This is a genomic window from Peribacillus simplex (assembly GCF_900156045.1).
GTDB classification, from domain to species: Bacteria; Bacillota; Bacilli; order Bacillales; family DSM-1321; genus Peribacillus; species Peribacillus simplex_D.
Genome location: NZ_FTMX01000003.1, coordinates 324,577 through 350,849, shown reverse-complemented (window position 1 = coordinate 350,849; position 26,273 = coordinate 324,577). Strand labels below are relative to the sequence as shown.

The window sequence follows — 26,273 nt, the reverse complement described above, 5'->3', positions numbered from 1 at the left end:
AATGATAAATAAAAGAAGAATTGGTTATCCTTCATGAATTTATACCTTTTATATGGAATGAAACCCTCATTAAATTGAAGGAATTTGCGACACTCCTGCCGAATTACTGGCTACGAGACACCACAGGCGCTTGCGCCGAGGAGGCTTGGCAGACAGTCGGCGGAAAGGGAGCGGATTTCTGAAATCAACTGAACTTTTTAAATAAAAAATTGCAGGCAAACTCGCTTTCTTCGTATTTGTCTACAGTTTGAGCCCTCTTTTCCAAGAGGGCTGTTTTTGTGTAATAAGATTTCCCAAGCATGGATTTGATGAATGAATTCTTTCATGCTGTTTATGAAGCGGTTTGCTGCGTTTTCACCGTGCAAATATGTAAATCTATTATTGAGGAAGTAATTTCATTTTCTGGCAGGTATATGGAATGGGATAAAAGAATTAGGTATAAAGAACCTATTAAAAGGAGGGTATCTATGAATTATAAGAAGAAATCCAGTAAAAAAGTAAGTAGTCTTGGAATTACAGTGAAATTCGAAAGGAAAGGAAGCGACAGGTCATATCTTACAAAACCGAGTTTCTTTGATGCACTTCAGCACGTCCATTCTCCCTTTGAAAAGGCTCCCCGCTCAGATTCCCCTTATCAGGATTTTCCTCTATGTAAGGAGGTAACCCTTTCTTTCTTTGAAAGAGGTGCTAAAACAACCATTAATTATGATCCCCACCAAGAAAAAATCATCATTGAGGAAAGTTCAGGGACATTTCAGCCTAATAAGGGTGAGGCGCTTATTGCAATCCTCGATCATATCATGATCAATCATGGCTATCACCATTCTTTTTTCATCATCCAGCAAAAAGGGCGGAACGTAAAAATGAAAGCTGCTAATCCGTGATATCTTCTTCTGGAGCTGCAGGACATTGTAGGGTATGAGAACGTACGAATAAGTTACTTTACTCAATATCGAGGAGTTGTCCCGACAGCTCCTCGATATGATGAGCGTCTCCTATCCTTCAAAATGTCAAACCATCCGCCGAATGATCTTTGATAGGGTTTGGATGCCATAAGCTAATTGATCCTTCGAGGCGTATGAATATGAAAGCCGTATATGTGTATGGTTATTTGGTTCGTATATGTATCCCGGATTAAGAAGTATGTTCTCCTTTATCGCTTGCTTGAAAAGGTTTGGATTCACGATGGGTTTACATAATTTTAACCATATATAAAATCCGCCTTGAGGTATTTGCCATTCAGCCAGTCCCTTAAAATATTGATCGAGAAGGGTTAATGTAAAATCTCTGCGATCTATCAACTCATGCCTTAGCCACTCTAAATGCCTTGAATATTGACCATTTGCTAACCATTCTGCCACAAGGTGTTGGGATAGTGCACTGGAACCGTAATCCATTTGCATTTTAATGTCCGCTAAACGTTCAATCACAGTTATCGGGCCGGCAATCCATCCGATACGCAATCCGGGGCTCAATGTTTTGGACATGCTGCCAATGTGCAATACAAGGCCATCTGCATCAAGGGATTTTAAAGGGGGCGGTGGTTCTTTTTCAAACCACAAATCACTATATACGTCATCTTCAATAATCGGGATCTGTTCTTTTTTGCATAGTGATAGGAGGTTTAGTCTTTCTTCTTTTGTCCATGTAGTATTTGTTGGATTGTTGAACGTTGGAACAGTATAAAACAGTGACGCTTTTTTCCTTCCATTGATGCGCTTTATTTGAGTCGGAATACTTTCCCGGCCTTGTATTGATAAACCTACCAATTGCATCCCAGCAGATTGAAATGGGTGAACGGAATTTAAATAGGAAGGGGATTCATGTAATATCAACGATCCCTTTTGAAGTAAACCAACTGAAATCAACTGGAGTGCCTGAAGCCCGCCAGAAACGACCATGAGGGAGCTGGGACTTGCGTTGATCCCTTTTGTTTCTAAATAAACACTTATACATTGGCGAAGTCTCTTATCACCCTTGGGCTCGGAATAACCTAATGAGTGGGCATCAAAAGAAGTGGATCGCAACGTCTTTTCGATTTGTTTTGTAGGCAATAGATCCGGAGATAGTTCGCCCGTGCCCAATCTGATGATGGTGGTGTCCGTTTCATATTGATTAATGTCCTGAATCGTTTTTAAATTAGGTTCATGAAGGCCGTTCCGGACATAGTTTTTCCAGTCAGGCTGTTTGCTGGAGACGAGCACATTCCAAGTATTATTTGAAACGAATGTGCCGGACCCCATCTTAGTTTCCAATAATCCGTCTGCAATCAACTCATCTATGGCCGTGATGAGGGTACTTCGGTTTACACCAAATGATTCGGCCAATGAGCGTTGTGATGGAAGCTTAGTACCAACCGGCCATTCCCCTCGTGTAATTTGTTGTTTGACCCAATCTACTATTTGTTGGTGAAGTGATTGGTCGGAAGTCCGGTTTGGTCTCCATTCGATAAACATGCGAAAACCACTCCTTTCATGTTCTATATTCATTGTAAATTGGTTGGTTTGAAAACCAACCAATTGGATGGTTAATTCCTTTGTTGTTTTCATTATACTGAATATGAAGGGAGGGGGTATTCGTATGGGGCCATTTTTTCATGGATTATTATTGGCATTAGGGCTGATACTTCCGTTGGGAGTGCAAAATGTATTCATTTTTAATCAAGGAGCAATCCAACCAACAATAAAAAAAGCATTGCCAGCAACGATCACAGCTGCAATTTGTGATACAGTGCTCATTCTGTTAGCTATTTTAGGTGTTTCGTTGGTTGTCATGCAATATGATTGGTTGCGCCTTACATTAATCATAATCGGAGTTATATTTTTATTGTATATGGGTTTTCAGATTTGGTTTGCCAAATCGAATTCACAGTCAGGTGCCCAATCCATGCAGATGTCGACCAAAAAGCAAATTGTGTTTACTCTATCAGTCTCATTACTGAATCCGCATGCAATCTTGGATACAATAGGTGTAATCGGTTCAAGCTCACTTGTTTATTCTGGAAAAGATAAAGTGATATTCGCCATAACGTGCATCTTTGTGTCATGGTGCTGGTTCCATGGATTATGTCTAGCGGGGCGATTGCTGAAAAAGGTTGATACATCCGGAAAATTCCTTGGAATATTAAATAAAATTTCTGCAATCATCATTTGGATCACAGCTCTCTATATGGTGAAATCGCTTTTTTGAATCAGATAAACGTATCGAACTAGACCATGCCAGGCATTCAAGGGTTGAAAATTTACAGGGCGCTTATGTATAAAAAAAGGGGAATGCATATCATATATGCATTCTCCCTTTTTTTTTGTCCTGATAAGCTGACTGCCTTCCCTCATTCATCTTCATATCGTGAGAGCGGGTTATTGAAGAGCGACCAAGTCCTTGATTTCCTCTGTGGAAAGTTCGGTGATCCAGTTGTCACTGCTGATGATCTCGTCGTTCAGGGCTTGTTTTTTATCAAGCATCTGGTCGATTTTTTCTTCCAGGGTCCCTGTGCAGATTAGCTTATGAACGTGAACGAAACGCTGTTGTCCAATTCGGTAAGCACGGTCGGTGGCTTGATTTTCAACAGCCGGGTTCCACCAGCGATCATAGTGAATCACGTGGTTCGCTTCTGTAAGATTAAGTCCAGTGCCGCCTGCTTTCAACGAGAGTATGAAGATGGGGAATTCCCCATCTTGGAATCGGGTGATCATTTCATCACGCTGCTTCTTGTTCGCACTCCCGTTCAGGAATGGCACTTCAAAGCCATATCGTTTTTCCAGCAATTCTTTAATCATATTGCCCATCCCGATATATTGTGTGAAAATGAGACAGCTTTCATCCTGTTCGCGGACAGCATCGATAAGCTCGGTCAGCTTCTCGAGTTTACCTGAACGGTTAGGTGCCTTCATGATGTTTTCCTTTTCCGTCTCTTTTAAGTAAAGAGCTGGATGATTGCATAGCTGCTTGAGCTTATTCAGCATCTGGAGGATGATGCCTTTTCTTTCAAAGGCAGACAGTTGCTCGATATCAGTGAATGTATCTTTTATCAGTTGTTCATACAACGATGCTTGCTCGGTGGTAAGCGGTACGAATTCCTTTTGTTCTTGCTTATCCGGAAGATTAAGAGCGACTTCTTTATCGCGTTTTGTACGGCGAAGCAAGAAGGGCTGTATCAAACGCTGCAATTCCTTGATTTTATCCTTCTGTTCATCACGCTCAATGGTCGCCACATATTTTTCCTGAAACTGACCTAGCGTTCCGAGATAACCTTTGTTGATGAAGTCGAAAATCGCCCACAGCTCACTTAAACGGTTTTCCATCGGCGTACCTGATAAGGCGATATGATGTCTGCCGTTTAGCTTGCGGACCGCTTTGGATTGCTTTGTTTGAGCATTCTTGATGTTTTGTGCTTCATCAAGGATAACGCTGCTCCAATGGATGGTGGTCAGTTCAGCCACATCTTGGTGGGTCAGTCCATATGATGTTAAGACAATATCATGATCGGCTGCCAGTTTAGTAAATGCTTCACCTTTAGCACGATTCGATCCGTAATGAAGGTGAACTTTAAGTGATGGTGCGAATTTTTCCAATTCCTTTTGCCAGTTGCCCAGGACCGATGTCGGGCAGACGATGAGTGCCGATTGTACAGAGACGGATTCGGGGGCAGTGGTAATGATTTCAGCCTCATCACTGCTCTCTGCGTTGCTATCCTCTTCAACAATGATCGGTTCACTTTTTTGTTCATCCCTGGGGGCAGTCGGGAGCTCTTTACTCGCTCCTTCTTTACCTTTCACATGAAGTAGGTAGGCAATCATCTGGACGGTTTTTCCAAGTCCCATATCGTCGGCTAGACAAGCACCAAAACCATGCTCCCTTAAAAAAAGGAGCCAGCTCATGCCCAGTTTTTGATAGGGGCGTAAATCACCTTGAAGTGCATTAGGGACGGGCAGGATGGATATGTTTTTGGTTTCCCGGAGTCTTCCAACCATTTTACGGAGCTCCTGGTTCAATTCAAATTGAATCCGGAGCATTTCGTCGTTTTCAGAATCGTCATCGCCATCTTCATTTACGCCATTCAACAGTTCCTGCTGCAGCAAGTCAGTCAATTGGATGCCTTTTTCATTAGCTGTTTCCATCAGCTCCTGAATTTGTTTAATGAAAGCTGGATCAAGCTTGACCCATTGGCCGCGGATGAAGACAAGCCGCCTTTTTTCATTGACGAGCTCCGCGAACTCCGCCTCAGTGAGCTCTTTGCCATTTAATGAGAAACGCCAATCGAAGTCCATTATAGCTTTTAACCCGACATAAGACGGGCCTCGGTTCGATTGGCTCTTCACTTTCGCCTTGACCTTCAATGAGGACTCCTTCAAGGCAAGCCACCACGATGGAAGGAGAATTTCGACGCCAAGAAAAAGGAGCTTTTCGCTTGCGTCGGTCAGAAACTCCCATGCATCCGTTTCCGAAATCTCCCTTTTCAGACGGCCATTCTCCCCAAGCCATGGCACGACGAGTTGCCAGCGTTTCGTAGCACGCACCACTTCACTTGCATACTTATTCCAGCCGCGCGGCAGTTTTTTTCCTGTATATGTTTCAAGGATATTCTCATCCCTTTTTGACCGAAGGGTAACATCGAGTATCCAAGGCCCATTGCCATCAGGAGGCTCAGTTAAACGGAGACCTATGGTGAATGGCTTGGGATCTGGCAGGGTACCGAGCCATTCCTGCCAGCTGTCTTTGTCAAAAAAGGCCTGCAATTCTTCGGGAGAAAGCCGTGTATCCTTTAATGCCCCGACGGCTTCACTCCATTTATGCTGCATGGGTGAATAGTTTTTTAAATACATATTAGCGGCACCGTTATACCACTTTTCGATAAAAGTACGGTTTGTTTCCAGTTCAGGTGAAGGGAGATCCAATGATATTTCTTCTTCCCAAAAGGAAGGGACGAATTCCTCTTCCACTTCTTCCGGCAGCTTCCAGCCGATGGAGTCCAACTGAAGATTAGTGAAATCCGGTACGGGGATTCCGGCTTCAATGGATTCATGAAGAACGGGCGCTGCTGATAGGCAAAGGGAGGATAACTCGGACCATTCCCATTCTATGAAGGAGTTAAAGCTTTCCCTAGCAAAAAAGTTGAGAAGTCCCCAAGCGTCAAGAATGAATACTTGATTTCCATCCACTAGATCCGTAGTCATTTTAGTACCATAAAAGCTTGCGTCATCCCAGTTGAATAACAGCCTGCGTATATGATTCGTAGTGAGGAAGGTATTCTCTTCATTGACTACACCAAGGGCGTAAGTTCCATTTTCGAGAGCCGCTATTTTGATTTTTAATTTCCCTGGATTAAACATCGATAAGCTTACCCCTTTTTAGTTCTTCTTGGAAAGCGCGAAGCCGTTTGGTTGAATCTGCTACATAAAGTATATAACGATCGAATACGTCTTCTTTTTTGCTCTTTTTATAAATGGTGCGCATCCTTTTCAAATAACGGACAGCTTGCTTATAAGCAGGACGGTTTTTCAAAGAAACTTTTTCCTGGACCGCATGATAATAAAGGGGCAGGATTAGTTCCGGTTCCTTTGAGACCACTTCTTTGATGGATTCACTGCTGATTAAGTCAATGCTGATTTCTGAGTAAATATGCATCTCCACCCATTTTTTATATTGTCCTTGTTCAAAAAGGAAATTTGCATAGTTCCAATAGCTGTGCGGAAGGGTGGCCCTGTAAAATTTCTCAAGCAAATCGGTCCGTTTTAATTTATAACAGCAACTGTTAATTAAAGTCGTGAACGTTCGGACGAAATCCACCCGTTTATAATAATCGGATAAACCGGCAAGGAATTCCTGGACATTATTATTGATGAATTCAATGAAAGGGATGGCACGTGACCGGTTGTCAGATTCAGCCAGGAGATTCAGCCAATAAAAAATGTATGGACAGGCTTCCTTCTTCAATTCATGAAGAAGCTCAATCGCTTGTTTATCATGGCTCTCCAAAAGGGATAGGTGAATGGCTGCGAGGGAATAGGACGTCCGCTCGGTGGTCCCCATATATTTGTCGGGAAGTACTTTATTGATTCGTTCCAGTTCCTCTTTACGCCATGAGGAGTTGGAGAATAAGTAGCTCCATATCTCCCGGTAGAGGTCGATCTTTTCGTATTCAAGGCCTTCTCCTCCATCCAGTAGTTTAGCTACATCTTCCTTGATGCTGAAAACGAAGGGATCAAAGGCGAAGGGCCTCGCTTGCCTGCTAAGCGGCTGTACCGATTCATGCAGCTCTTCTGCCAGGTCGACGGCAAGTGCATAAAAGACCCTGATCGTTTGCGTCTCACTTTTATGCAGCTGAATCATTCTTAGTGTCTGCTGCATCGTGCAAAATTGCGTAACGAAATGATAAAGTAACTTCCATTCCCTTTCCATTGGAGCTTTTGAGCTAAGGCGTTTAAAGTAAGTTTGTATATGGTTTTCAATCATATAAGTAGCCTCGCCTATATGAGGCTCGACATGTTCCTCAAAGGCATCATTGACGAATTGCTTCCATGATGGGTAGCTTTTATCTAAGACGATGGAATTCCCCGCCGTCTGTTTAAGTAATTCACTTGCCCGTTTAACTTGCTGCAGTGCTTGGGCAGTTGAGGTGTTTTTTGGTGCTTTCCATTCGCTCAGCCATTCGGAAACACTAGCGTGTTCAGAATATGCAGAAAAGAAAACGGCTATTTGATGCCGGCATATGAACCTTGAATCACATGTACAGCTTCCATCCTGAGGGAAGAGCAGATTCAGCCTGGCCTTAAAGCGTGTCCCATCCTGTACCTCAGCCGCAATCGTATCCACCGCTTCCTCTTTAATATCAACGAGCCCCTGACGGTATAACTGGAGCCCTTGATTCACCACATCCGAATCTTCCGGATCCCCGGCCTCCAAAAATTCCGCCAGCCGCTCCCCAACTAACAACAACTCCCGCTCCATACTCTCCTCCTTCAGGGACAAGCCCTGTTTACCAAAAATTATATTTTTTTATGATCATGAACCATCAGTTCTTTAGCTTATCGTAATCCGCCCCGGTTATTTTGGGGCCGTGCATATATTACATCCCGAGATCGACTGCCGGGCTTTTTCCATGGCCGTTCTCTTTACGTTCTAATCCATTTAATCGAACAAACCATCACTGCTTCTATCCGTATACTCATAAAAACCCTGTAAAAGTCAATATCGTCAAAAATCCCCTTGAATATAAGCGGTTCGGATATAAACAGGAATAACTGGCATTAATGTTAAACATGCCTGAAAACCTTCATCCTCATCACGCTTCACAAAACCAATTGATGAGGGGCTGGAACCTTCTTTAAAGGTGCGTTTTTGAAGCATCTCTTTATTATACTTCATTTTGGCATGGAATTTAAAATGTAGAATGGAGGTTTTGAAAATGATGCGTGTGAAATTATACATACTCCTGGTGAATGGCTCAGTTTGTAGGTAAATGGGGTTCTATACAAAAGTTTAAAAAAAGTTGACTGGAGGCAATGTTCAATTTGTGCATTCCTAAAAAAATTGGAGCCATTCCCGTGGGAATGGCCAAAAATATAGAATTAATTTATTTTCATTTCGTTCTTCCAACTATCCAACTTTTTGTTGATGAATGTAACAAAGGTATGGTTTTTTTGTAAATTGAATAGAAACGCTGACTTTTCCAAGTACTCTTTTGCTTCTTCAAAGTTACCAATGAGTTCAAAATTGTAACCTAAATGGTAGTGTAAATCTGCTAAAGCATATAATTGATCATGTTCGAGGCACCACTTTATGGCATCTTGGCAGCAGGCAATGGACTCCTCGTATCGGACCAGGCGTGTTAACACTCTGCCAAAATTATAGGATAGGCGTGTCTTTAGCGTTTTATCCGTCAAAAAGGGTAGGGCTTTCAAGTGATCCAAAGCTTTCTTTAACAAGGCGAATGCATTTTCGTACTGTTCTTCGGCAACATACATTACACCAAGGCTGCTTAAGATTTCAAGCTCCCGTTCCGAATATATTTTGTCGGTCGTATGAGTAATGGCGATGGCCTGATTAATGAATTCTATGGCTTTATTCAAATCTTTATTTTTTTCATATTCATATATTCCCTTGTGCCAAAGAATCAATTGATGATTCTTTTTATTCTGAAGAAAGAGGGGACTGTTTTCCTCAGCCTTTACAATTTGCTGCATTTCCTCATAATTTCGGGTTCTTCTGGCTATTTTTAATTGATAAATCACTTCTTCAACGTAATCCAGCCTAGGGGTCATTCCAATATCGAAAAAATAGTTTACATCAACGCCTAAACGTTGGGAAATTAAGTAGAGGGTGGATGCATATGGATAGACATCGCCTTTTTCAATCTTGCTGATCTGTGCTTGTGTACAAATACCGGATGCCAACTCTTCCTGGGAAAGCCCGATTTGTTTACGTAGCTCTTTGATCTTTTGTCCAACTGCAAAAAAATCCATTTTGATTCTCCTTAAAATATGCCTAGAGTTATATTTTGTCATGAAAAATCGGTGAAAGCGGTATGTACAGGTCCTGAACGGTTTAAATAGAAACTTTAGTCGAAATATATGGTTTTAAGAAGTGTGGTTAAATATAACTATAGAATTATTTTCTATTTTAACCAATATTTTTTTAAAAGAAAAGGAGGAATGACCTATGAAAAAAAGTACTAAAGCATTAGTCGTATCTTTTCTTATCATCGCTGCTTTTGTTATTGTCCCAAGCGAATTACCAGGCCTTTACGCAGAACTTCCAGGTTTATATAAATAAGTAATGTTGCGTCCTTATCAATCATTCAAGCATCTTCATTAGAAGATGTTTTTTTATTTTTATTAAATGATTATTCTTTTGAGCATATTCCTGTAGTTATAATTATCTATGAATGGGGAGTGTACGGTCCATTTGGTAGGTGTGGAAGAAATGTGAGTGTAGTTTGTAACGCCTATTTCCCTTTAATAATTTTGTTATAGTGTAAATAACAAAACGGAGAGAGGTGTAAGTTTAACGATGGATATTAATATGAAAGTTCAACCCTCTTTTTACGATGATGAATGTGCCATTGTGTTTTCTTTTTATTTTGATGAGGCAACCAGGAATATTGGTGAAGCTGTGGTGTACACATGCAAAAAATCAGATCAAAAAGAATACAGCCAAGATCATATAGATACAGGTATACAAGAAAAAATCGCTTATATTAAAGAGTTTTCCATTGTAGATGAATATCAGGCAACCTCGATAAAGAAAATTAAACATTTTTTGAATGTAATCGGTATCAAGAAATGTGTAAAGCACAACCTTCAGGGAAATGAAATCGCATTTTAAACGATAAAAACTCATGACATCCAACCTGTCATGAGTTTTTACCATTTAAATGAGAGTTTTGAGCATTCATCTTCTTTTTGATGAAATCACTCATTTGTTTCCGTTCACTTGGTTTAGCGTTATTTGTTCTTTCAAAAAATTTAAAGTGTTGTTTATTGCTATCGGATTTCATGATGTCTCTCCTTTGCATTTTTTATTTACCCATTTCTCATTAGTTAAAACATGATTCTCATGATAAAGGGAAAGAAATAATGAACCAAAAAAATTACATAATTATTCCTATAGTTATATTTTCTTCTGTGAATCCCTGTATATAAGGATTAATTAGATAATAATGAGTGGTAATGCCTAAATATGGAGGGATTTCGTGTTTTATCATACGTTAAATAAATGCTAAAATGGTCCGAATATCGGATTTTTCATTAGAAACATCAGTTTCTAGTACCCTAAAGTGAAGAGGGTTGAAGAACTCTTTTCGATGGCCCCCGAGCACTTGCTTGGGGGATTTTTTTATTTGGAGAATTTGTCCACTTTATTTCTATAATATGTTTCGTTTTGTTTGTCTATACATGGGTAAATATAAGAAACAAGATAAATTAAACCTGTTTTCAGCAGTTTAATCGGAGGAATATAATTTATGGATGTGAAAGTGAAGAATGATCCCACGAAGCGAACTTTCCAGCAGTACATTTTTCCATTTGCGCTTGAAGGAAAAATGATTGAAAAGTTTGTGGAAAAGTTGTTTGAGGACCATTTCGTTTTTTTGAACTTGAAAGATATGGAACAACAAGATCAATTTTACGGTGGCCATAAAGTTTCTCATCGTAAATTGGAAAAGTATTTCATGCCTTACATCGAGCCGATTTTATTTCCAGGTAATGCAAAACAGAAGGAAGGCTTGCGGCGTTTTACGAAAAAACTGGACATTGATTGTACCTTCGAATCACCCTATTTAAATACCCCATTTATTATCAACTCTATAGATATCTTCATATGCCCATTTCATATAGGCATGATGAATCTTCGCATCACTTTGCCTGAAGGGCTTTCTTATGACGATGTGCTCTATTTTGGTGATACATTCCGAATCCTCGAACCGATTGCTGATGATGAAGAAAAAACGAAAGTAAGCTGTCGTGAAAATCAGTATGAACAGGTGAAGGATTTCATCTTCAATGAACTATTGCCGCCAATTGAGGAATATATGGATGAGGAACAAGGGAACCCGACATATTTTGGCAGTCTGCCCTTCTTCATCGATGAAAGAATGTACGTGATCAGTTATACTGCATTCCCCAAGAATCGTGATATTACTAAAAATGATTTATTCCGCATCAGTGAGCTGAACGGGTATGACAATGATGGTGAGCCATATATAGGCGCATTAAACCCCGATTATATAGAAAAGTATTATCAAGAAAGGGTATATGACAGGTGGGGCAAGGAGACCTATTATATAACTAGCATGTATCATTTTGCGTGTGTCACGAAAGCGAAAGGTAAACTGGAGCAGGAACTTGCAAGAGAAATGTATGGCCAGCATTTTTATACAGTGTTGCTTTTCTTCTATTATAAAATCGTACTGCTTAAATTGGCTCATGAACATTCCCAGATAGATGTGGAAAAAGATCAATCGGATACGGAACAGCTGATTTTCATGATCACTCAGTTTTCTGCAAAGTACCTATTCACTGAAGTCAATAGTACGGCAATCGGTAAAGAGCTATTCAAAAAAACGGATGAAGCCTTCAGGATTGCCGCTCTCTACAGAGAAGTGAAGGAAACACTTTCCTACCTTTATCAAAATCAGGATAAACTGTCTGGGAAAAGCAGTAATTACCTCTTGCAAATACTAACGATCTATACGGTTGTTTCCGGGATTTTCGGAATGAATCTATATATTGAAGATTGGAAAGGGAAATTACCGTGGAAAGCTTATATGGATTACACCTTATACGAATGGGTAGCTGTCATTGTTACAACAAGCGGTCTAGTCATTTCGGCCATCTTGGGCTTTTTCTTCTTGAAAAAATGGCTGCAAGAGAAAAAAAGCCGAAAAAAAAGAATGCTTTAATATAAAAGTCCTGTACACTATGTACAGGACTTTTGTTTTAGAAATAACATGGTCAATTAGAAAAATGAAGAAATTCGGGATGCAAAATCCCCCATTCCCCTAATATTTTGCTAAACTATAGGTATATCATTCTAACTATTCATTAGGAGGAAATCATGAAGAAACTAGCTTTATTTTCCAGCTTATTGTTGATGAGCGTATTGTTCCTGGCCGGATGCTCGGATGAGCCTAGTCCGGAAGATCGCTTTGCGGCATATACGAAGCTTTGGAATAAACAGGATTATGCGAAGATGTACGAGTATCTGTCGCCTGAGACAAAGAAAGAAATCAGTGCGGATGAATTTGGGAAGCGTTATGAAAAAATCTATTCGGGCATAGAAGCCGACCAATTAAAGGTGGACTATAAACAGCCTAAAGAAGAGAAAAATCATAAAGATGGAGAAAAGGTAAGCCTTTCATATACCGTTGACATGTCCACTATGGCTGGTGCAGTCAGCTCTGACCATAAAGCGACACTTGTCAAGGAAGGGGAAGGCGAGGAAGAAAATTGGTACATCAAGTGGGATGAAAGCTATATATTCCCTCAATTGGAAGCTGGAGAGAAGGTATCGGTTGAATCGTATCCAGCCATTCGCGGTGAAATTGTCGATAGGAATGAACGCGGCCTTGCCATGAATGGAACGGTGGCAGAGGTGGGAATCGTGCCAGAGAAAATGGCCAACGAATCCGAAACGGTTAAAAAGGTCGCTGGAATCCTCAATATGTCCACTGACGAAGTGAATCAGAAATTAAAACAATCATGGGTAAAGCCAAGCTATTTCGTGCCCATCAAGAAAATGTCAAATGATAATACCGCAACCTTGGAAAAGCTATTGAGCATTGCCGGTGTATCCGTCAATAATACGGAAGAGCGTATATATCCGTATAAAGAGGCTACTGCCCACCTAATTGGATATGTCGGTGAGGCATCGGCGGAAGATCTAGAGAAATTGAAAGGAAAAGGTTATACCGCAAGTGACGTTATTGGCAAGCGAGGTCTTGAGGAAGTGTTGGAAGCGCGGCTTAAAGGTGAACCTGGCGGTAAAATCTTTATTAAAACCGAAGATGGCGAAGAAAAAGTGATTGCTGAAAAGCCTGCTGAAGAGGGAGAAACAATTACCTTGACCATCGACGCCGAGCTTCAAAAGGATATCTTCAAGCAATATAAGAACGAAACTGGATCTGCATCGGCAATTGATCCGAAGACAGGCCAAACGCTTGCACTTGTTTCAAGTCCTTCATTCGATCCTAATAAATATATTTACGGGATAACAAAAGCGGAACAAAAAGCGCTTGAAGAAGACCCGGAAAAACCACTTTTGAACCGCTTCAGTTCGACGTTTGCACCTGGTTCAACCATTAAGGCCATCACTGCGGCAATCGCTTTGGAAAATGGTGTGGATCCGAAAGAGTCGATTAATATCCAAGGGAAAACGTGGGCCAAATCGACATGGAAAGATCATTCCATTACAAGGGTGTCGGACCCAGGTGTTCCAATCGATATGGAAAAGGCATTAATTTATTCAGACAATATTTACTTTGCCCAAAAAGCTTTGGGGCTAGGGAAGGAAAAATTCACAGATGGGCTCAAGGCATTCGGATTTGATGAGCCTTTGAATTACGATTATCCGATCAAAGCATCGAGCATCGGTAAGATCGACAGTGAGGGACGCTTGGCAGACGCTGGATATGGTCAAGCACAAGTCCAAATGAGCACGCTACATCTCGCCATGACCTATTCAGCCTTCTTGAATGAAGGAAACATCCTGGCACCTTCGTTAATAACAGGAGATAAAATAGAAAAGAAAATATGGAAAGAGAATGCGATATCAGCAGACCAAGCAAATCAGGTCACCAAGATGCTGACACAAGTGGTGGAGCATCCTAAGGGAAGCGGACATGGAATAGATGATCTTGGAATCAAAATCGCTGCCAAAACGGGAACTGCCGAAATCAAGGCATCCAAAAATGCTGACGGAACAGAAAATGGCTGGTTTGTTGCCATGGACACAGAAGATCCGGAACTTCTCATGGCATGGATGATTGAAGATGTAAAAGGACGAGGCGGCAGCCATGTCGTTGTCGATAATATGAAACCGGTGTTGAAGAAGTATTTGAAGTAAAGAAAAAGTCATCCATCAGAAATAGGTGAAAATGCAGCAAGCATTTATCATTTAAAAAGCAGGACATGGTTTCTTCCATGTCCTGCTTTTATTTTTTCACACGTTGAGGGTTCCAATTTGTTAAGACAATAAAAATGGATTTGAAGGATAATGAGTCGTACATACAGAATGTAAAAAGAGAGTTCACAAGTAAGACCGCGATCCCAGTTGTCCTGAAATCATCAGGGATTTCTGCAGCAGTGACACCATCCAGGCCGTTGTCCATGCCAATAGATTGAACAGGATTAAAATCTTTGAAAGATAAATTGAAAGATAAATAGAATAGGGATGAGGATGAAAAGCAATGAGAAGTTTAAGGTATTTGTTTATCGCATTCTTTATCATTTTTTTAACATTTCCTTCTCATGAAGCAACGGCAGCGGAAGAGACTATGATGGAAGTGAAACTGAAGAATTATTTGGGGAATAGAACCAGCGTCAAAATAACGGCAACCGGGGACTACCGTACTTCAGGAGGAGAGATATTCATTAGGGAGGGTGAAAATCTGACTTTGAAAGTGGAGTCGGCTAAACTTGCCGTATACAAAGGTTTTAAGAAAACGGGATCTTATGCTTCCTTTAAGGTAATTCCAGTTAAACCTGATGCTTCATTGTCCATAAACGGCCGTTCGTATCTTGGCTCATTTTCATTTACAGCGGAGGACGGTTACATCCGGCCAATCAATCATGTTTACATGGAAGATTATCTAAAAGGCGTTGTCCCGCTGGAGATGCCCGCTCTATGGCATTCCGAAGCCTTAAAAGCACAGGCGATTGCCGCCCGGACTTATGCACTTCGCCATCAATCCACAATAATTGATGATACGGTTTCTTACCAAGTATATGGCGGGGCTGCCGGTCACTATCGAACTAATTCAGCCATTGAACAGACAAAGGGCATGGTAATCAAACATGATGGCGAAATAATCGAAGCGTTCTTTTCCTCAAGCAATGGAGGAATGACCGAATCGAATTCAAATGTTTGGTCAAGCGGCAACCCCCTTGCATATTTATCCATAAAAGAAGATCTCTATGATTCGAAAACCAATTGGGAGATAATGCTGGACAAACAGCAAATCGACCTCTCAAAAATGGATTTATCTAAACCGGAAGAATGGTGGGCAAGTGTAGAGGAAAAAGATAAAACGGTTGTGCCGAAGCTGAAGGTTTGGCTGAAGAATAATGGATATGCGAATAAAGATATTAAAATAACGGAGGTTCCCGTGTTAACATTTACAGATGAAAAAACGGGAGGCCGTGTAACGAAGGGCTCCATCCAACTGAATTTCTATGTAAGGGATCTCGTTGATGACAGGGGGAAACTTTTGCAGCAAACGGTTAAGCTTACTAATGTAGCGGCTTCCAAAATCAGGGGCATGGTGGGACAAGAGGTGATGAAAAGCTATTTGGTTGACCATTCATCTGCCGATCCTTCCAAAATCTCTATTGAAGGATCAGGATATGGGCATGGTGTCGGACTAAGTCAGTTTGGAGCGAAAAACAGAGCGGAAGCAGGCCAGTCATTTCAAGAGATTTTGGGGTTTTATTATCCTGACACAACTATAGAAAAGGAATATGGACCAGGTGCTGGATCTAAAACGGAACTTGTCGTAAAGTCGGAACCGAATTCAGTAAACATGAAAGCCGAAACGGATCATTCTAATGATGAGGTTGGAGTCACATACTCCCTAAAAGAAGATGCTGTAGTAACACTCACGATTAAAGATAGTAAAGGGAAAGCCTTAGCTACCCCAGTCCGTGACCAAACAATGAAAAAGGGTACCCATTCAGCAATCTGGAACACAAAAACGGTAAGTAACGGTACATATGAAGCAGAAATATCAGCAATGGACCGAAGCGGGAATGAAGGTTTGGCCACAATGGCGATTAATATCAGTAAAGATACGTCGGCACCGAAAATCACCGATGTCAATACATCTGGTGATTATAGTACCGAGAAAGCGAACATAACCTATACAATTAATGAAAACGCTGATGTAACAGTGGAAATCAAGAACAGTAAAGGTAAGGTTGTTGGCATCCTTTCTGAAAGGCAGTTCAATAAAGGCAGGCACTCGGCAACCTGGGATTTCAAAAATATGTCCAACGGGATGTTTACGGTGACAATCTCCGCTAAGGATAAGAGTGACAACCAGAAATCCATTTCAACGAAAGTCTCCATTAGGAAGACCACGGGAATAGTGACAGCAAGCGAATTATATATTAAAGAAAATAAAAATGCATCTTCTGAAAAGGTCGGGAATCTATACAGGGACCAAGCCGTAACGATCCTGGCTCAACAAGATGAATGGTATAAAGTGAAAAAGGGAAGCCGAATTGGGTATGTATTAAAAATACATGTAAAAAAATGAATGAATAGGACGTCAATTAGGGCGTCTTTTTTTGTTTTTAATAAATGGCATTATGGCTCTTCATCAAACTCACGAGTAAAAGGAGCAAACTCACGAGTAAACGCGCCAAACTCACGAGTAAATGCACCAAATTCACGAGTAAACGCGCCGAACTCAAGAGTAAATGCGCCACACTCACGAGTAAGGAGCAAATTCACGAGTAAATGCGCCAAACTCACGAGTAAATGCACCAAACTCACGAGTAAAAGGAGCAAACTCACGAGTAAACGCGTCAAACTCACGAGTAAACGCCTCAAACTCATGAGTAAATGCACTAAACTCTGTGATATCGCACAATTTCGTGAGTAAATGCCCCAAAACTTCGTGTTAACGGAACACAATAGAAATGAATGCTGAAAAAATCGGAATGAATGTATTCATTCCTCTTTTGTTTTATGCTGACCGGGTGTGAAGGGAACGCCGGCGGCTTTTGTGATGATTTTCGAAATATCCGTATTTTCAATGACTCCATCGAAGGCTTCACTGCCTGGACCCGAGGCGAAAACGGGAATCATATTGGCTGTGTGCCCTCCTGTGGAACTGGCCGCCCGTATGCTTCGATCAGCTACACCCGCCTTATGGTGCCTGGCGATGGTGCTTCCGATTTCCCAATCGATTTGATGTTGTGGATAGACAAGCGTTCTATTAGTTCTTACGTTATCGATGAATTGGTCGACTTCCTGATCCGTAAGGGATATATGTGCATACTTCTTGAATGTGGAAACGACACTTTCTGGATTGATTTCATTGTTTTTATCGAATGTAAGCTGTTTGGACATATATTCAGATGAAACCTTGATTTTTTTCAATGCAGTGATATCCATTGTTTCAGAAGCGGAGGTCCCCATTGTTTCGTGGTCTGCAAGTACAACAATCAATGTATCATTTCGATTTTTTGCCCAATTTACAACCTCTTTCACGGTTTGGTCAAATTCGATCGTTTCTTTCCATATTCCAGTGATATCGGCGGCATGCTCCATATGGTCAATACGCGCACCTTCGGCCATCAAGAAAAATCCTTTATTACCTCTTGATAAAATATCCATCGCTTTGGATGTCATTTCGGGCAGGGATGGCTCTTGAGAATGTAATACTTCTTTATCCAGTTTAAAATTCATATAGGTTGGATGAAATAGCCCTAAAAGTTTTTCCGGCTTATTAATGGAACTAAGTTCTTCTTTCGTCGTCGTGATCCCATATCCAGCTTGTTTAAATTTAGCGATTAAATCCTCGCCATTTTGCTTATCCGCCTCGAAATAGCTGGCACCTCCGCCGAGAATGACGTCGATCCGGTTATCAAATAGCTGCCTCGCAATATGTGCGGCGCCTGTCCAGCGGTCAGGAACACTTGCGCCAAAGGCAGCGGGCGTGGCATCGACTACCATATTGGTTGAGATGATCCCGACTTTTTTTCCATTGTTCTGAAACGCATCCAATATACTATCCACCTCGGAACCATTGGCATCGACACCGATTGATTTGTTGTTGGTTTTTATACCAGTCGCAATCGCGGACCCTCCTGCTGCAGAGTCAGTGACGAAGTTATCGGCGGAATAGGTGCGCATCAGGGCAACATGCTCCAGTTGTTCCAAATGTAGAACGCCTGTCTTTCCATATTCCAATTGCCGGGCAATTTCTATAGCCCCTACCCCCATGCCGTCGCCAATCAGCAATATGACATTCTTGGGGGTGTTTTTTGTCTCTGCTTGAATAGGGGAGCTCATGTAAATAAAGCAAAATATAAGAACGAATAATCCAAAGTGATGCGGCTGTGCAAGTTTATGAATGAATTTTCTGTTTGTCTTATTCATCAGTAATCCTCCATTTGGTGAAAGTCTTCCTATTATTTGTTTAAATCGATAAAAAAACTCCTCCCTGATATTCAGGATGGAGCTAATCTTTTTAGCGTTTTTAATGGAAGGGCATCCAGCCGGCTATTACGTAATTTATCTTTCAAAAAAAGAAAGAATTTCTATATAATTACAATATGAAGATGATAATTAATAAACAGTAAATATTTAACTGATATAATTTCACTAAAGTTCAATTGAATTAATAGGAGAGAAAACCCTATGCTATCCAGTATGAAAAAGTTCTTCAAAGAAGGTTCTAAAGACTTAAAGAGAATTTATAAGTTGGTAGAAGATGTGAATCGGCTAGAGGGTAAATATGAAAGTTATTCAGATCTGGAATTAAGCGGAATGAAGGATATATTTAAAAGCGTATTGGATGCTGGTGACAATATATTGGATATACAAGCCGAAGCTTTTGCGGTCGTGAGGGAGGCTTCTAAACGAGTATTGAATCTTAGGCACCATGATGTTCAGCTTGCAGGCGGTTTTGTCCTGAGTGAAGGGGGCATTGCACAAATGAATACGGGCGAGGGGAAGACGCTTGTCTCTACTTTGCCTAGCTATTTACATGCACTGTACGGTAATGGTGTCCATATCATTACGGCCAATGAATATTTGGCCAGACGCGATATTGAGTTAATGGGACAAGTTCATGAATTTCTAGGATTGACGGTTGGTTTGAACATTTCCCAAATGGGGCCTTCCGAAAAACGTGAAGCGTATGCGGCAGATATCACGTATGGAACGGCAACAGAGTTCGGTTTTGATTATTTGCGAGATAATATGGTTTACCGAAAAGAAGAAAAGGTTCAGAGAGGACATCGATTTGCCATCGTCGATGAGATTGACAGCATCTTGATTGATGAAGCGAGGACACCATTAATCATTGCGGACAGGGCAAGCGACGGAACCGAGCTTCACCAGATCACGGCACAAATCATGAAGACATTTATAGAAAATGATGATTACGAGATTTTCAGCGAGTCAAGGTCGGCCTTTTTTACGGATCAAGGTGCTTCCAAGATTGAAGAGGCCTTTGGTATCGACAATCTGTATGGAATGGAGCATCAAGAGTTATTACATAATGTTACACAGGCGCTAAAAGCCCATGCGATCATGAAATTGGATGTGGACTATATTGTCATCGATGGAAAGGTTGCTATCATCGATAAATTCACAGGCAGGGTGATGGAAGGGCGAAGCTTCAGTGATGGGCTTCACCAAGCAATTGAGGCAAAAGAGGGCTTGGAGATTTCCGAAGAGAATGAAACACAGGCCATGATCACCGTCCAAAATTATTTTCGATTATATCACTCAATGTCGGGGATGACAGGCAGTGCAATGCCATCAAAGTCAGAATTCCAGGAAATATATCAACTCCCCGTCATTGAAATTCCAACTAATGAGCCCATCATTCGAGTTGATGAGGTTGATATGATTTATAAAGATGAAACCAGTAAAATCAACAAAATCGTAACGGAAGTAAAACGGATTCATGATGGAGGCAGACCTATTCTGATCGGGACGACCTCCATTGAGCAATCTGAAAAAATTTCGGTTCAACTAGAGAAGGGGAAAATCAAACATCAAATCCTTAATGCGAAGACGGAAGAGGATGAAGCGGAAATCATTGCGAATGCCGGGCAAAAAAATCAAGTGATGCTGGCTACGAACATGGCTGGGAGAGGAACGGATATATTACTTGCGAATGATGTCAAGGAACTGGGCGGCCTTCATATTATAGGTACGGAGCTACACGAAAGCCGTCGGATCGATATGCAGCTAAGAGGACGTTCCGGACGGCAGGGGGATCCCGGTTCAACCCAATTCATCATTTCTTTGGAAGATGATTTGTTTGATTACTATGATGAAGAAGAGATCGGACGTTATATCAAGAAAATCAAAACGGATGAAAATGGATTGGTGCTGGGCCCTGCACCCGATAAATTCGTTAAAATGGTTCAGGAAACGGTAGAGCAGATGCATCAATCAAGCCGTTACCATTTATTGAAGTTAGAACATGCATTAAATGAGCAGAGTAAAATCATCTATGCAATGAGAGATCGGATCCTTGATATGGAGCCTGGACGGATGTCGGCCATTTTACTTGAATATATCGAAAAATACATTACTCGGCTTACAGTGAAATATTATCCTGAACATATGGTGGAACCTGATCCCTCTGCCTATATTGAAGAGCTTTCCCTTGTCTTCCTGTCGTTAGGTTGGCAGGCAAGTGATTTTCAGGATTTAGAAGGCCAAATTGAAGGAAAAGTGTTGGATGCTTTAGGTGAATTGGAATCGAGGCTGAGGCTGATGACCTTTCAAAACGATGCAGAATGGGGAAACCAGTTGCGTGCTTTCATGCTGCAGCATATTGATACAAATTGGATGAACCATTTAGATGAAATGAACAGTGTGAAAGAAGGCATTGGTTTAAGCGGATATGGTCAGCAGGACCCATATACACTGTTTGAAAAAGCGGCTCTCAGTCAATTCAACCTTCTATTAAGTAAAATTGAGACGGAGATAAGCATCCGTTTTATGGAATATATGAATAGCAATCAGGAAGATGCAACTGCTTTGGAGGAGGGTGAGGAACGATGAGTTTATTTGGAAAAAGGGATAATGTGGCTTCAGATGTACATGAGTTATTAAATCAGGATGACACCGTTCATACTGCCCTGATGTTTCACGAAGGGTGGGAAATTTCCAAGCAAGAGGAATATGTATATAAATTCCACCATCAAAGGCTGCCAGCATTAAAACCGAACCAAATTTCAATATCCGGCATCAAGCTGACCAGGGTGGAAGATGATGTAATCATAGTGGCTTTTCTACGAAATTCAATAGAGAAAGCTGTCAGGTTTGATATCGTGGATTTACTGTTAGTTGATGGAGATGGAAAATTCCTCGCAAAAAAGACATTTGATCTTACAGAGCTTGGTGAGATTCCAGCACTTTCAAGCATGCCATGGCGTTTCTTATTCGAGGAAGGAGATATGTTGGCGGAATCGATTCCAGATGAAGGTTGGAAGATTGCTTTTGAATGGAAGAGAAAGTAGGAAAACAACCGCATGAGTCTAGCGGCAATCTGCAGCTTTTTTGCCAGAGTGCCAAAGCAAAGCCCTCATCCTTTTAGTGATGAAGGCTATTTGTTTATAAGGGTGGTCATTAAATATTTATGCCGTTTTCGGTGTGCATTTTCTCATAAATGGCAACGCTAAGTAATATTTATATGTAATTTTCCGCAATCAGGCTTAACTAAGGCTTGGAAATAATGAAGAGGAAAGTGGCAGGAGCATGAAGAATAACCTGGATCTACGATTGAAGGAGAGGCTATTTGAGATATTGTCATTTTCAATCGTGGCCATACTTTTCATTTATACGAATGATAGGATGGGTAACGATCTTTCTATTGGAATCATTACCATAATCATCGGTGTTGCCGGTTTTATTGTTTATCTGAAGGAATGGATAACGAATCGAATCGTAAAAGGCATCATTTTTTCAGTTTCCCTTCTTTCGATCATGGCCTTTTTCCTTGGGGACATCTGGTTTTATCGTTATTATTCGACACCTATAACTTCCTATATGTGGATGCAAAAAAGCAATCTGAATGGGCTAGGTGAAAGTATATTCAGTATGATGGAAATGAAGGATGCAATCTTTCTTCTGGTAGTCATCCCAATTGCTGAATCATATGTGAAGAAAAAATACCCCCTCAAGCATATGGCACTAGTGCCGGCCGTAATATTCCTGATGATAGCGGGATTAAAGCCGGTCAAGAATATCTTTATCGACAAAGTAGATATAACCCGGCGTTATGAGGCGAATACCTTCTTGCGCAACTGGGGCCCTATCGGTCATCACGCATTGGATACATATGCCTATTTTTCTGACTCGGGAAGGCATGGGATGTCCTCGGAAGAAAAGAAGGCCGTTTCTGATTACTTCAATAAAAAGAAAAGAAAGGAAAATGTCCATTCCGGATCCTTGGAGGGGAAGAACCTCATTATCATCCAGGTGGAATCCTTACAGTCGTTTCCGCTATTTCAAAGCAGTGCCGGGCAGGAGGTCACGCCATTCATGAATGAACTGGCGGAAGGGGGGCTGTACTTCCCGAATGTATATCCACAGACGGTATTTGGAAATTCATCTGACGGAGAGCTTATCGTGAATACCGGACTATTTCCTTTAAAGCAAGGTGCGACCTTTTTTCGATTCCCTTATAATGATTTTCCGGGCCTTGCTAAGGAATTAAAGAAATCGGATTATCAAAGTTTTGCTTTCCACGGAGATGAAGAAGACTTTTGGAATAGGCAGCATGCATATCCCTCGCTAGGGTTTGATGACTACCTTTCCATAGAGGATATGCAGCAGGATGAAATGATTTCGATGGGCTTGGGAGACCGCAGTTTCTTCAATCAAAGCTATGATTTCTTAAAAGATAAACGAAATCCCTATTACGCCTTTTTCGTTACTTTGACTAGCCATGTACCTTTTTCACTGCCGGAAGAACAGATAACATTGAAGCCTGAAGTTGGAAAAGAGAACAGTTACCTGACCCAATATTTTGAAGCCATTCATTATACAGATTCAGCCATTGGGGATTTCATAAAGAAGTTGAAGGATGACGGGAAATTGAAAGACAGCGTGATTGTGATATACGGAGATCATGATGGTCTATTTTTAAAGGATAAACACGAGGTTGAAGCATATTACGGCAGTAAAATTAGCGATGAAGAGTGGATTGAAAAATATATGCCCATCCCCGTGATCATTTATCAGGAGGATATGGAAGGAAGAACGGTTGAAAAGGTAGCGGGTCAAATCGATATTCTGCCAACTCTATATGATCTGTTCAATATTAAGAGTTCTTCATACTTTGGAGAGAGCATGCTGAATGGCGAAGAGGGAGATGCTTTGATATTGAAAGGGGATTATGGTTCTCAAATGAAAATAAATGGGGAAGGCAAGGTCGATGGATTTTCATCAGAAGACCAAAAGGAGATAAATCTGAGTGATCAAGTGATACGCTCCGATTACTTTAAACAAATTGGGAAAAAGGCAAAAAAAGAGGATGACTGATAATAGCCATCCTCCATCCATTATAATCCTAGATGTGCTTTCACACGATTTTGGGCTTCAAGCTTTGTATCTTCTGGAACGATGTTGTACCAAACGCCATTTACCCGTTGATTGTCACCTTCAAGTGTATATTGTTCAATATTTTTGAGGGATGATTTGTAGTTATTTTGGATACTTAACATTTCATTGAAAGTTAAATTGGTTTCCACGTTTTTACCTAGAGCTTCGAATATATCGTCATAATTGGTAAGTGTTGATAGGCTTGCCCCTTTTTTCATGACAGCTTGGATAACCTGGCGTTGCCGCATTTGCCGTCCATAATCCCCGCGGGGATCTTCCTTACGGATTCGGGAATAAATCAAGGCCTCTTTACCATCTAAGTCGATTGTGCCTTTGTTGAAGGTATATCCTTTATAGGCAAGGTCCATATCATTATCGACTGTGACACCACCAACAGCATTCACAATATCCTGAAAGCCTTCCATATTCATTTTGACGTAATAATCAATCGGAATATCCAAATAGGCTTCCACTGTATTTATTGACATGGCAACTCCGCCATATGCATAGGCATGGTTCATTTTATCTGTTGTACCTTTACCGATGATCTCTGTACGCGTATCTCTCGGTAAACTCAATAACTCAATCGATTCCTTTTTAGGGTTAACCGTCATGACAATCATCGTATCTGATCGGCCTGAGTCATTTTTTCTTTCATCCACACCAAGAATTAGTAATGAAAATGGATCTTTGCTTTTGAACTTGATGTCCTCTACTCGTTTATCCGTTTTATGGGCCGTACCCTGCATGGTGCTGATCGCACCTGCTAATGATTGATAAACTGAAGCGCCATAAACACCTGCGCCGACGAAAAGGATAAGAAGGGTGAAGCCGATTATTTTAAACGTTTTGCGTTTCTTTTTCTTTTTTTTATGTTCGGATCTCATTTAATATTCCTCCCTTAACCATCCCACAAAATGGAAGGTGTGAAAAAGTACCTAGTCGGTATTTTTAACTATACCTTTTTTTTGTCAAAAATAGAATAGTTTCTTTTTGTACTTAGAGTGCATATTTTCCTTTTTTTATCCAAAAAAAACGAAGGATTCTAGAGAAACCGAATTCCTTCGTTGGCACATCATTCGAATGTTTCGTAAACTATCATTCTTTTACATGAAATTGCCAGACTTTAAGAGGAAAGTCTGGCAAGAAAATCTTATAAACTTCTATAACCGATGATTTTACTTTTGAAATAAGAGTTTGAAGTAGCACTGATTGTTACTCCCTTACTTGATGAGGCATGGATGAATTCCCCGCCGCCCAAGTAGATTCCCATATGGCTTATCACTGATTTATTGGAACCAGTTGCAAAGAAGATAAGATCGCCGCTTTTCGGTGAAGTGACTTTTTTACCCATATCATAATATGTGGAAGATGAAAGCCTGGGAATATCATACCCAGCTTTTTTGAACGTATAGTAAATAAACCCGCTGCAATCGAAACCTGATGGGGAGGCACCCGCCCAAGAATATGGTGTACCGATTAATTTCTTGGCTTCGGAAACGAGCTTGACCACTTTGTTCCCCGAACTTGGGGCTTCCACTTTTCCGGTATCGTTATTATCTGCAGGGGCAGTGCTAGCCGATTTACTTAATTTTAGTTTTTGTCCCACTCTGATTAAATCGGACTTTAAGGAGTTGATTGTTTTAAGCTGGGCTACGGTCAAGTTGGTTTTTCCGGCAATCTTGGAAAGAGTATCACCTTTTACCACTATGTAAGTAGACGAATTGGCTGGGGTCTGTGTCACATTGGATGGTTTGGAGCTGCCGGGTAAATCTATGGTAGTGGTGGTGGTTGATTTGGATACGATAAGTTTGGCGCCTGCATAAATTCTATCGGATTTTAAGTTATTCATTTTCATCAATTCAGCAAGGGTAAGGTCATGCTTGTTTGCTATCCTGGTTAAGGTATCACCTGAAACGATGGTATATGTGGTTTTCTTTGTTTTTGTCACGGAAACAGAAGAATCATTGGATGTCGTTGTGGAGTTGGGTATAATTAATTTCTGATTGATTCTCAAAAAGTCTGATTTTAGGTTATTAAGCTGTTTTAAGTCTTTTACCGTCGTATTATGCTTCTGGGCGATTTTACTTAAATTATCACCGCTTTTGACTGTATATGTACCGGCAAGGGCAGGAGAAACAAAAGTCGAAGAAAGAATGGCTAATGTCGAAAATGCGACAACACTTTTTTTCACGGTTTTCCACCTCTAATATGTCTTTTTCCCTATTCTAGCAAATTAAATGGGAATAATTATATTA

At 40.9% G+C, this 26,273-nt stretch carries 19 protein-coding genes; 9 read left to right on the top strand and 10 right to left on the bottom strand.

What is annotated here, in order from left to right:
* Positions 1-467: 467 nt before the first annotated feature.
* A complete protein-coding gene (locus BW986_RS13045; RefSeq protein ID WP_142244592.1) occupies positions 468-884 on the top strand; it encodes a hypothetical protein in 417 nt (138 codons plus the stop codon).
* 126 nt (positions 885-1,010) lie between these two features.
* On the opposite strand, the gene BW986_RS13040 is transcribed toward BW986_RS13045, so the two are convergent.
* Positions 1,011-2,456, bottom strand: a complete 1,446-nt coding sequence (locus BW986_RS13040) for an aminotransferase-like domain-containing protein (RefSeq protein WP_076368321.1) — start codon at positions 2,454-2,456, stop codon at positions 1,011-1,013.
* A gap of 124 nt (positions 2,457-2,580) precedes the next feature.
* Here BW986_RS13040 and BW986_RS13035 point away from each other — a divergent pair, with 124 nt between their 5' ends.
* Complete coding sequence (locus BW986_RS13035) at positions 2,581-3,189, top strand: LysE/ArgO family amino acid transporter (protein WP_076368320.1); 609 nt, start codon at positions 2,581-2,583, stop codon at positions 3,187-3,189.
* 170 nt (positions 3,190-3,359) lie between these two features.
* Here BW986_RS13035 and BW986_RS30225 read toward each other — a convergent pair whose 3' ends face one another.
* From BW986_RS30225 to BW986_RS13015, 4 genes are all read right to left on the bottom strand, one after another.
* The gene (locus BW986_RS30225) at positions 3,360-6,332 is read right to left on the bottom strand and encodes a DEAD/DEAH box helicase (RefSeq protein ID WP_076368319.1); all 2,973 of its coding nucleotides are present in this window, start codon (positions 6,330-6,332) and stop codon (positions 3,360-3,362) included.
* Entirely contained in the window at positions 6,325-7,950 is a 1,626-nt protein-coding gene (locus BW986_RS13025; RefSeq protein WP_076368318.1) for an SWIM zinc finger family protein, read from the bottom strand. Before BW986_RS13025 ends, BW986_RS30225 begins: the two co-directional genes overlap by 8 nt.
* A 246-nt stretch (positions 7,951-8,196) precedes the next feature.
* A complete protein-coding gene (locus BW986_RS13020) occupies positions 8,197-8,430 on the bottom strand; it encodes a hypothetical protein (protein ID WP_076368317.1) in 234 nt (77 codons plus the stop codon).
* Positions 8,431-8,570: 140 nt separating this feature from the next.
* Positions 8,571-9,464, bottom strand: a complete 894-nt coding sequence (locus BW986_RS13015; RefSeq protein WP_076368316.1) for a helix-turn-helix domain-containing protein — start codon at positions 9,462-9,464, stop codon at positions 8,571-8,573.
* Positions 9,465-10,011: 547 nt separating this feature from the next.
* Here BW986_RS13015 and BW986_RS13010 point away from each other — a divergent pair.
* The gene (locus BW986_RS13010) at positions 10,012-10,326 is read left to right on the top strand and encodes a hypothetical protein (protein WP_076368315.1); all 315 of its coding nucleotides are present in this window, start codon (positions 10,012-10,014) and stop codon (positions 10,324-10,326) included.
* Positions 10,327-10,354: 28 nt separating this feature from the next.
* Here the strand turns inward: BW986_RS13010 and BW986_RS30220 are convergent, their stop codons facing one another.
* The gene (locus tag BW986_RS30220) at positions 10,355-10,498 is read right to left on the bottom strand and encodes a hypothetical protein (RefSeq protein ID WP_179086066.1); all 144 of its coding nucleotides are present in this window, start codon (positions 10,496-10,498) and stop codon (positions 10,355-10,357) included.
* A 465-nt stretch (positions 10,499-10,963) separates the two neighbouring features.
* On the opposite strand from BW986_RS30220, the gene BW986_RS13005 reads away from it, so the two are divergent.
* From BW986_RS13005 to BW986_RS12995, 3 genes are all read left to right on the top strand, one after another.
* Complete coding sequence (locus BW986_RS13005; RefSeq protein ID WP_076368314.1) at positions 10,964-12,400, top strand: hypothetical protein; 1,437 nt, start codon at positions 10,964-10,966, stop codon at positions 12,398-12,400.
* 155 nt (positions 12,401-12,555) lie between these two features.
* Complete coding sequence (locus BW986_RS13000) at positions 12,556-14,562, top strand: penicillin-binding transpeptidase domain-containing protein (protein ID WP_076368313.1); 2,007 nt, start codon at positions 12,556-12,558, stop codon at positions 14,560-14,562.
* A 343-nt stretch (positions 14,563-14,905) separates the two neighbouring features.
* Positions 14,906-16,972: a SpoIID/LytB domain-containing protein gene (locus tag BW986_RS12995; RefSeq protein ID WP_076368312.1), complete on the top strand. Its 2,067-nt coding sequence runs from the start codon at positions 14,906-14,908 to the stop codon at positions 16,970-16,972.
* A 50-nt stretch (positions 16,973-17,022) separates the two neighbouring features.
* On the opposite strand, the gene BW986_RS29605 is transcribed toward BW986_RS12995, so the two are convergent.
* Both BW986_RS29605 and BW986_RS12990 read right to left on the bottom strand, forming a co-directional pair.
* Positions 17,023-17,253 (bottom strand): hypothetical protein, encoded by a 231-nt coding sequence (locus BW986_RS29605; protein ID WP_142244591.1) that lies wholly within the window; start codon positions 17,251-17,253, stop codon positions 17,023-17,025.
* A gap of 135 nt (positions 17,254-17,388) precedes the next feature.
* Positions 17,389-18,822, bottom strand: a complete 1,434-nt coding sequence (locus tag BW986_RS12990; protein ID WP_260320845.1) for an alkaline phosphatase — start codon at positions 18,820-18,822, stop codon at positions 17,389-17,391.
* Between the two features lie 261 nt (positions 18,823-19,083).
* Here BW986_RS12990 and secA point away from each other — a divergent pair, with 261 nt between their 5' ends.
* From secA to BW986_RS12975, 3 genes are all read left to right on the top strand, one after another.
* Complete coding sequence (secA, locus tag BW986_RS12985) at positions 19,084-21,471, top strand: preprotein translocase subunit SecA (RefSeq protein WP_076368311.1); 2,388 nt, start codon at positions 19,084-19,086, stop codon at positions 21,469-21,471.
* Positions 21,468-21,929 (top strand): SLAP domain-containing protein, encoded by a 462-nt coding sequence (locus tag BW986_RS12980; protein ID WP_076368310.1) that lies wholly within the window; start codon positions 21,468-21,470, stop codon positions 21,927-21,929. The genes secA and BW986_RS12980 overlap by 4 nt, the downstream gene beginning before the upstream one ends.
* Positions 21,930-22,167: 238 nt before the next feature.
* The gene (locus BW986_RS12975; RefSeq protein WP_076368309.1) at positions 22,168-23,955 is read left to right on the top strand and encodes an LTA synthase family protein; all 1,788 of its coding nucleotides are present in this window, start codon (positions 22,168-22,170) and stop codon (positions 23,953-23,955) included.
* Positions 23,956-23,975: 20 nt separating this feature from the next.
* Here the strand turns inward: BW986_RS12975 and BW986_RS12970 are convergent, their stop codons facing one another.
* Entirely contained in the window at positions 23,976-24,902 is a 927-nt protein-coding gene (locus BW986_RS12970) for an LCP family glycopolymer transferase (protein ID WP_076368308.1), read from the bottom strand.
* A gap of 266 nt (positions 24,903-25,168) precedes the next feature.
* Positions 25,169-26,209, bottom strand: a complete 1,041-nt coding sequence (locus BW986_RS12965) for a C40 family peptidase (RefSeq protein WP_076368307.1) — start codon at positions 26,207-26,209, stop codon at positions 25,169-25,171.
* Positions 26,210-26,273: the final 64 nt, after the last annotated feature.

Excerpts from the sequence above, each read along its gene's own strand:
- secA (WP_076368311.1), top strand. The coding sequence starts at position 19,084 with ATGCTATCCAGTATGAAAAAGTTCTTCAAAGAAGGTTCTAAAGACTTA.
- BW986_RS13005 (WP_076368314.1), top strand. The coding sequence starts at position 10,964 with ATGGATGTGAAAGTGAAGAATGATCCCACGAAGCGAACTTTCCAGCAG.
- BW986_RS13035 (WP_076368320.1), top strand. The coding sequence starts at position 2,581 with ATGGGGCCATTTTTTCATGGATTATTATTGGCATTAGGGCTGATACTT.
- BW986_RS13020 (WP_076368317.1), bottom strand. The coding sequence starts at position 8,430 with ATGTATAATTTCACACGCATCATTTTCAAAACCTCCATTCTACATTTT.
- BW986_RS30220 (WP_179086066.1), bottom strand. The coding sequence starts at position 10,498 with ATGAAATCCGATAGCAATAAACAACACTTTAAATTTTTTGAAAGAACA.
- BW986_RS12990 (WP_260320845.1), bottom strand. The coding sequence starts at position 18,822 with ATGAATAAGACAAACAGAAAATTCATTCATAAACTTGCACAGCCGCAT.
- BW986_RS13000 (WP_076368313.1), top strand. The coding sequence starts at position 12,556 with ATGAAGAAACTAGCTTTATTTTCCAGCTTATTGTTGATGAGCGTATTG.
- BW986_RS12975 (WP_076368309.1), top strand. The coding sequence starts at position 22,168 with ATGAAGAATAACCTGGATCTACGATTGAAGGAGAGGCTATTTGAGATA.
- BW986_RS13025 (WP_076368318.1), bottom strand. The coding sequence starts at position 7,950 with ATGGAGCGGGAGTTGTTGTTAGTTGGGGAGCGGCTGGCGGAATTTTTG.
- BW986_RS12970 (WP_076368308.1), bottom strand. The coding sequence starts at position 24,902 with ATGAGATCCGAACATAAAAAAAAGAAAAAGAAACGCAAAACGTTTAAA.
- BW986_RS30225 (WP_076368319.1), bottom strand. The coding sequence starts at position 6,332 with ATGTTTAATCCAGGGAAATTAAAAATCAAAATAGCGGCTCTCGAAAAT.
- BW986_RS13015 (WP_076368316.1), bottom strand. The coding sequence starts at position 9,464 with ATGGATTTTTTTGCAGTTGGACAAAAGATCAAAGAGCTACGTAAACAA.
- BW986_RS13010 (WP_076368315.1), top strand. The coding sequence starts at position 10,012 with ATGGATATTAATATGAAAGTTCAACCCTCTTTTTACGATGATGAATGT.
- BW986_RS12995 (WP_076368312.1), top strand. The coding sequence starts at position 14,906 with ATGAGAAGTTTAAGGTATTTGTTTATCGCATTCTTTATCATTTTTTTA.
- BW986_RS13045 (WP_142244592.1), top strand. The coding sequence starts at position 468 with ATGAATTATAAGAAGAAATCCAGTAAAAAAGTAAGTAGTCTTGGAATT.
- BW986_RS12980 (WP_076368310.1), top strand. The coding sequence starts at position 21,468 with ATGAGTTTATTTGGAAAAAGGGATAATGTGGCTTCAGATGTACATGAG.
- BW986_RS13040 (WP_076368321.1), bottom strand. The coding sequence starts at position 2,456 with ATGTTTATCGAATGGAGACCAAACCGGACTTCCGACCAATCACTTCAC.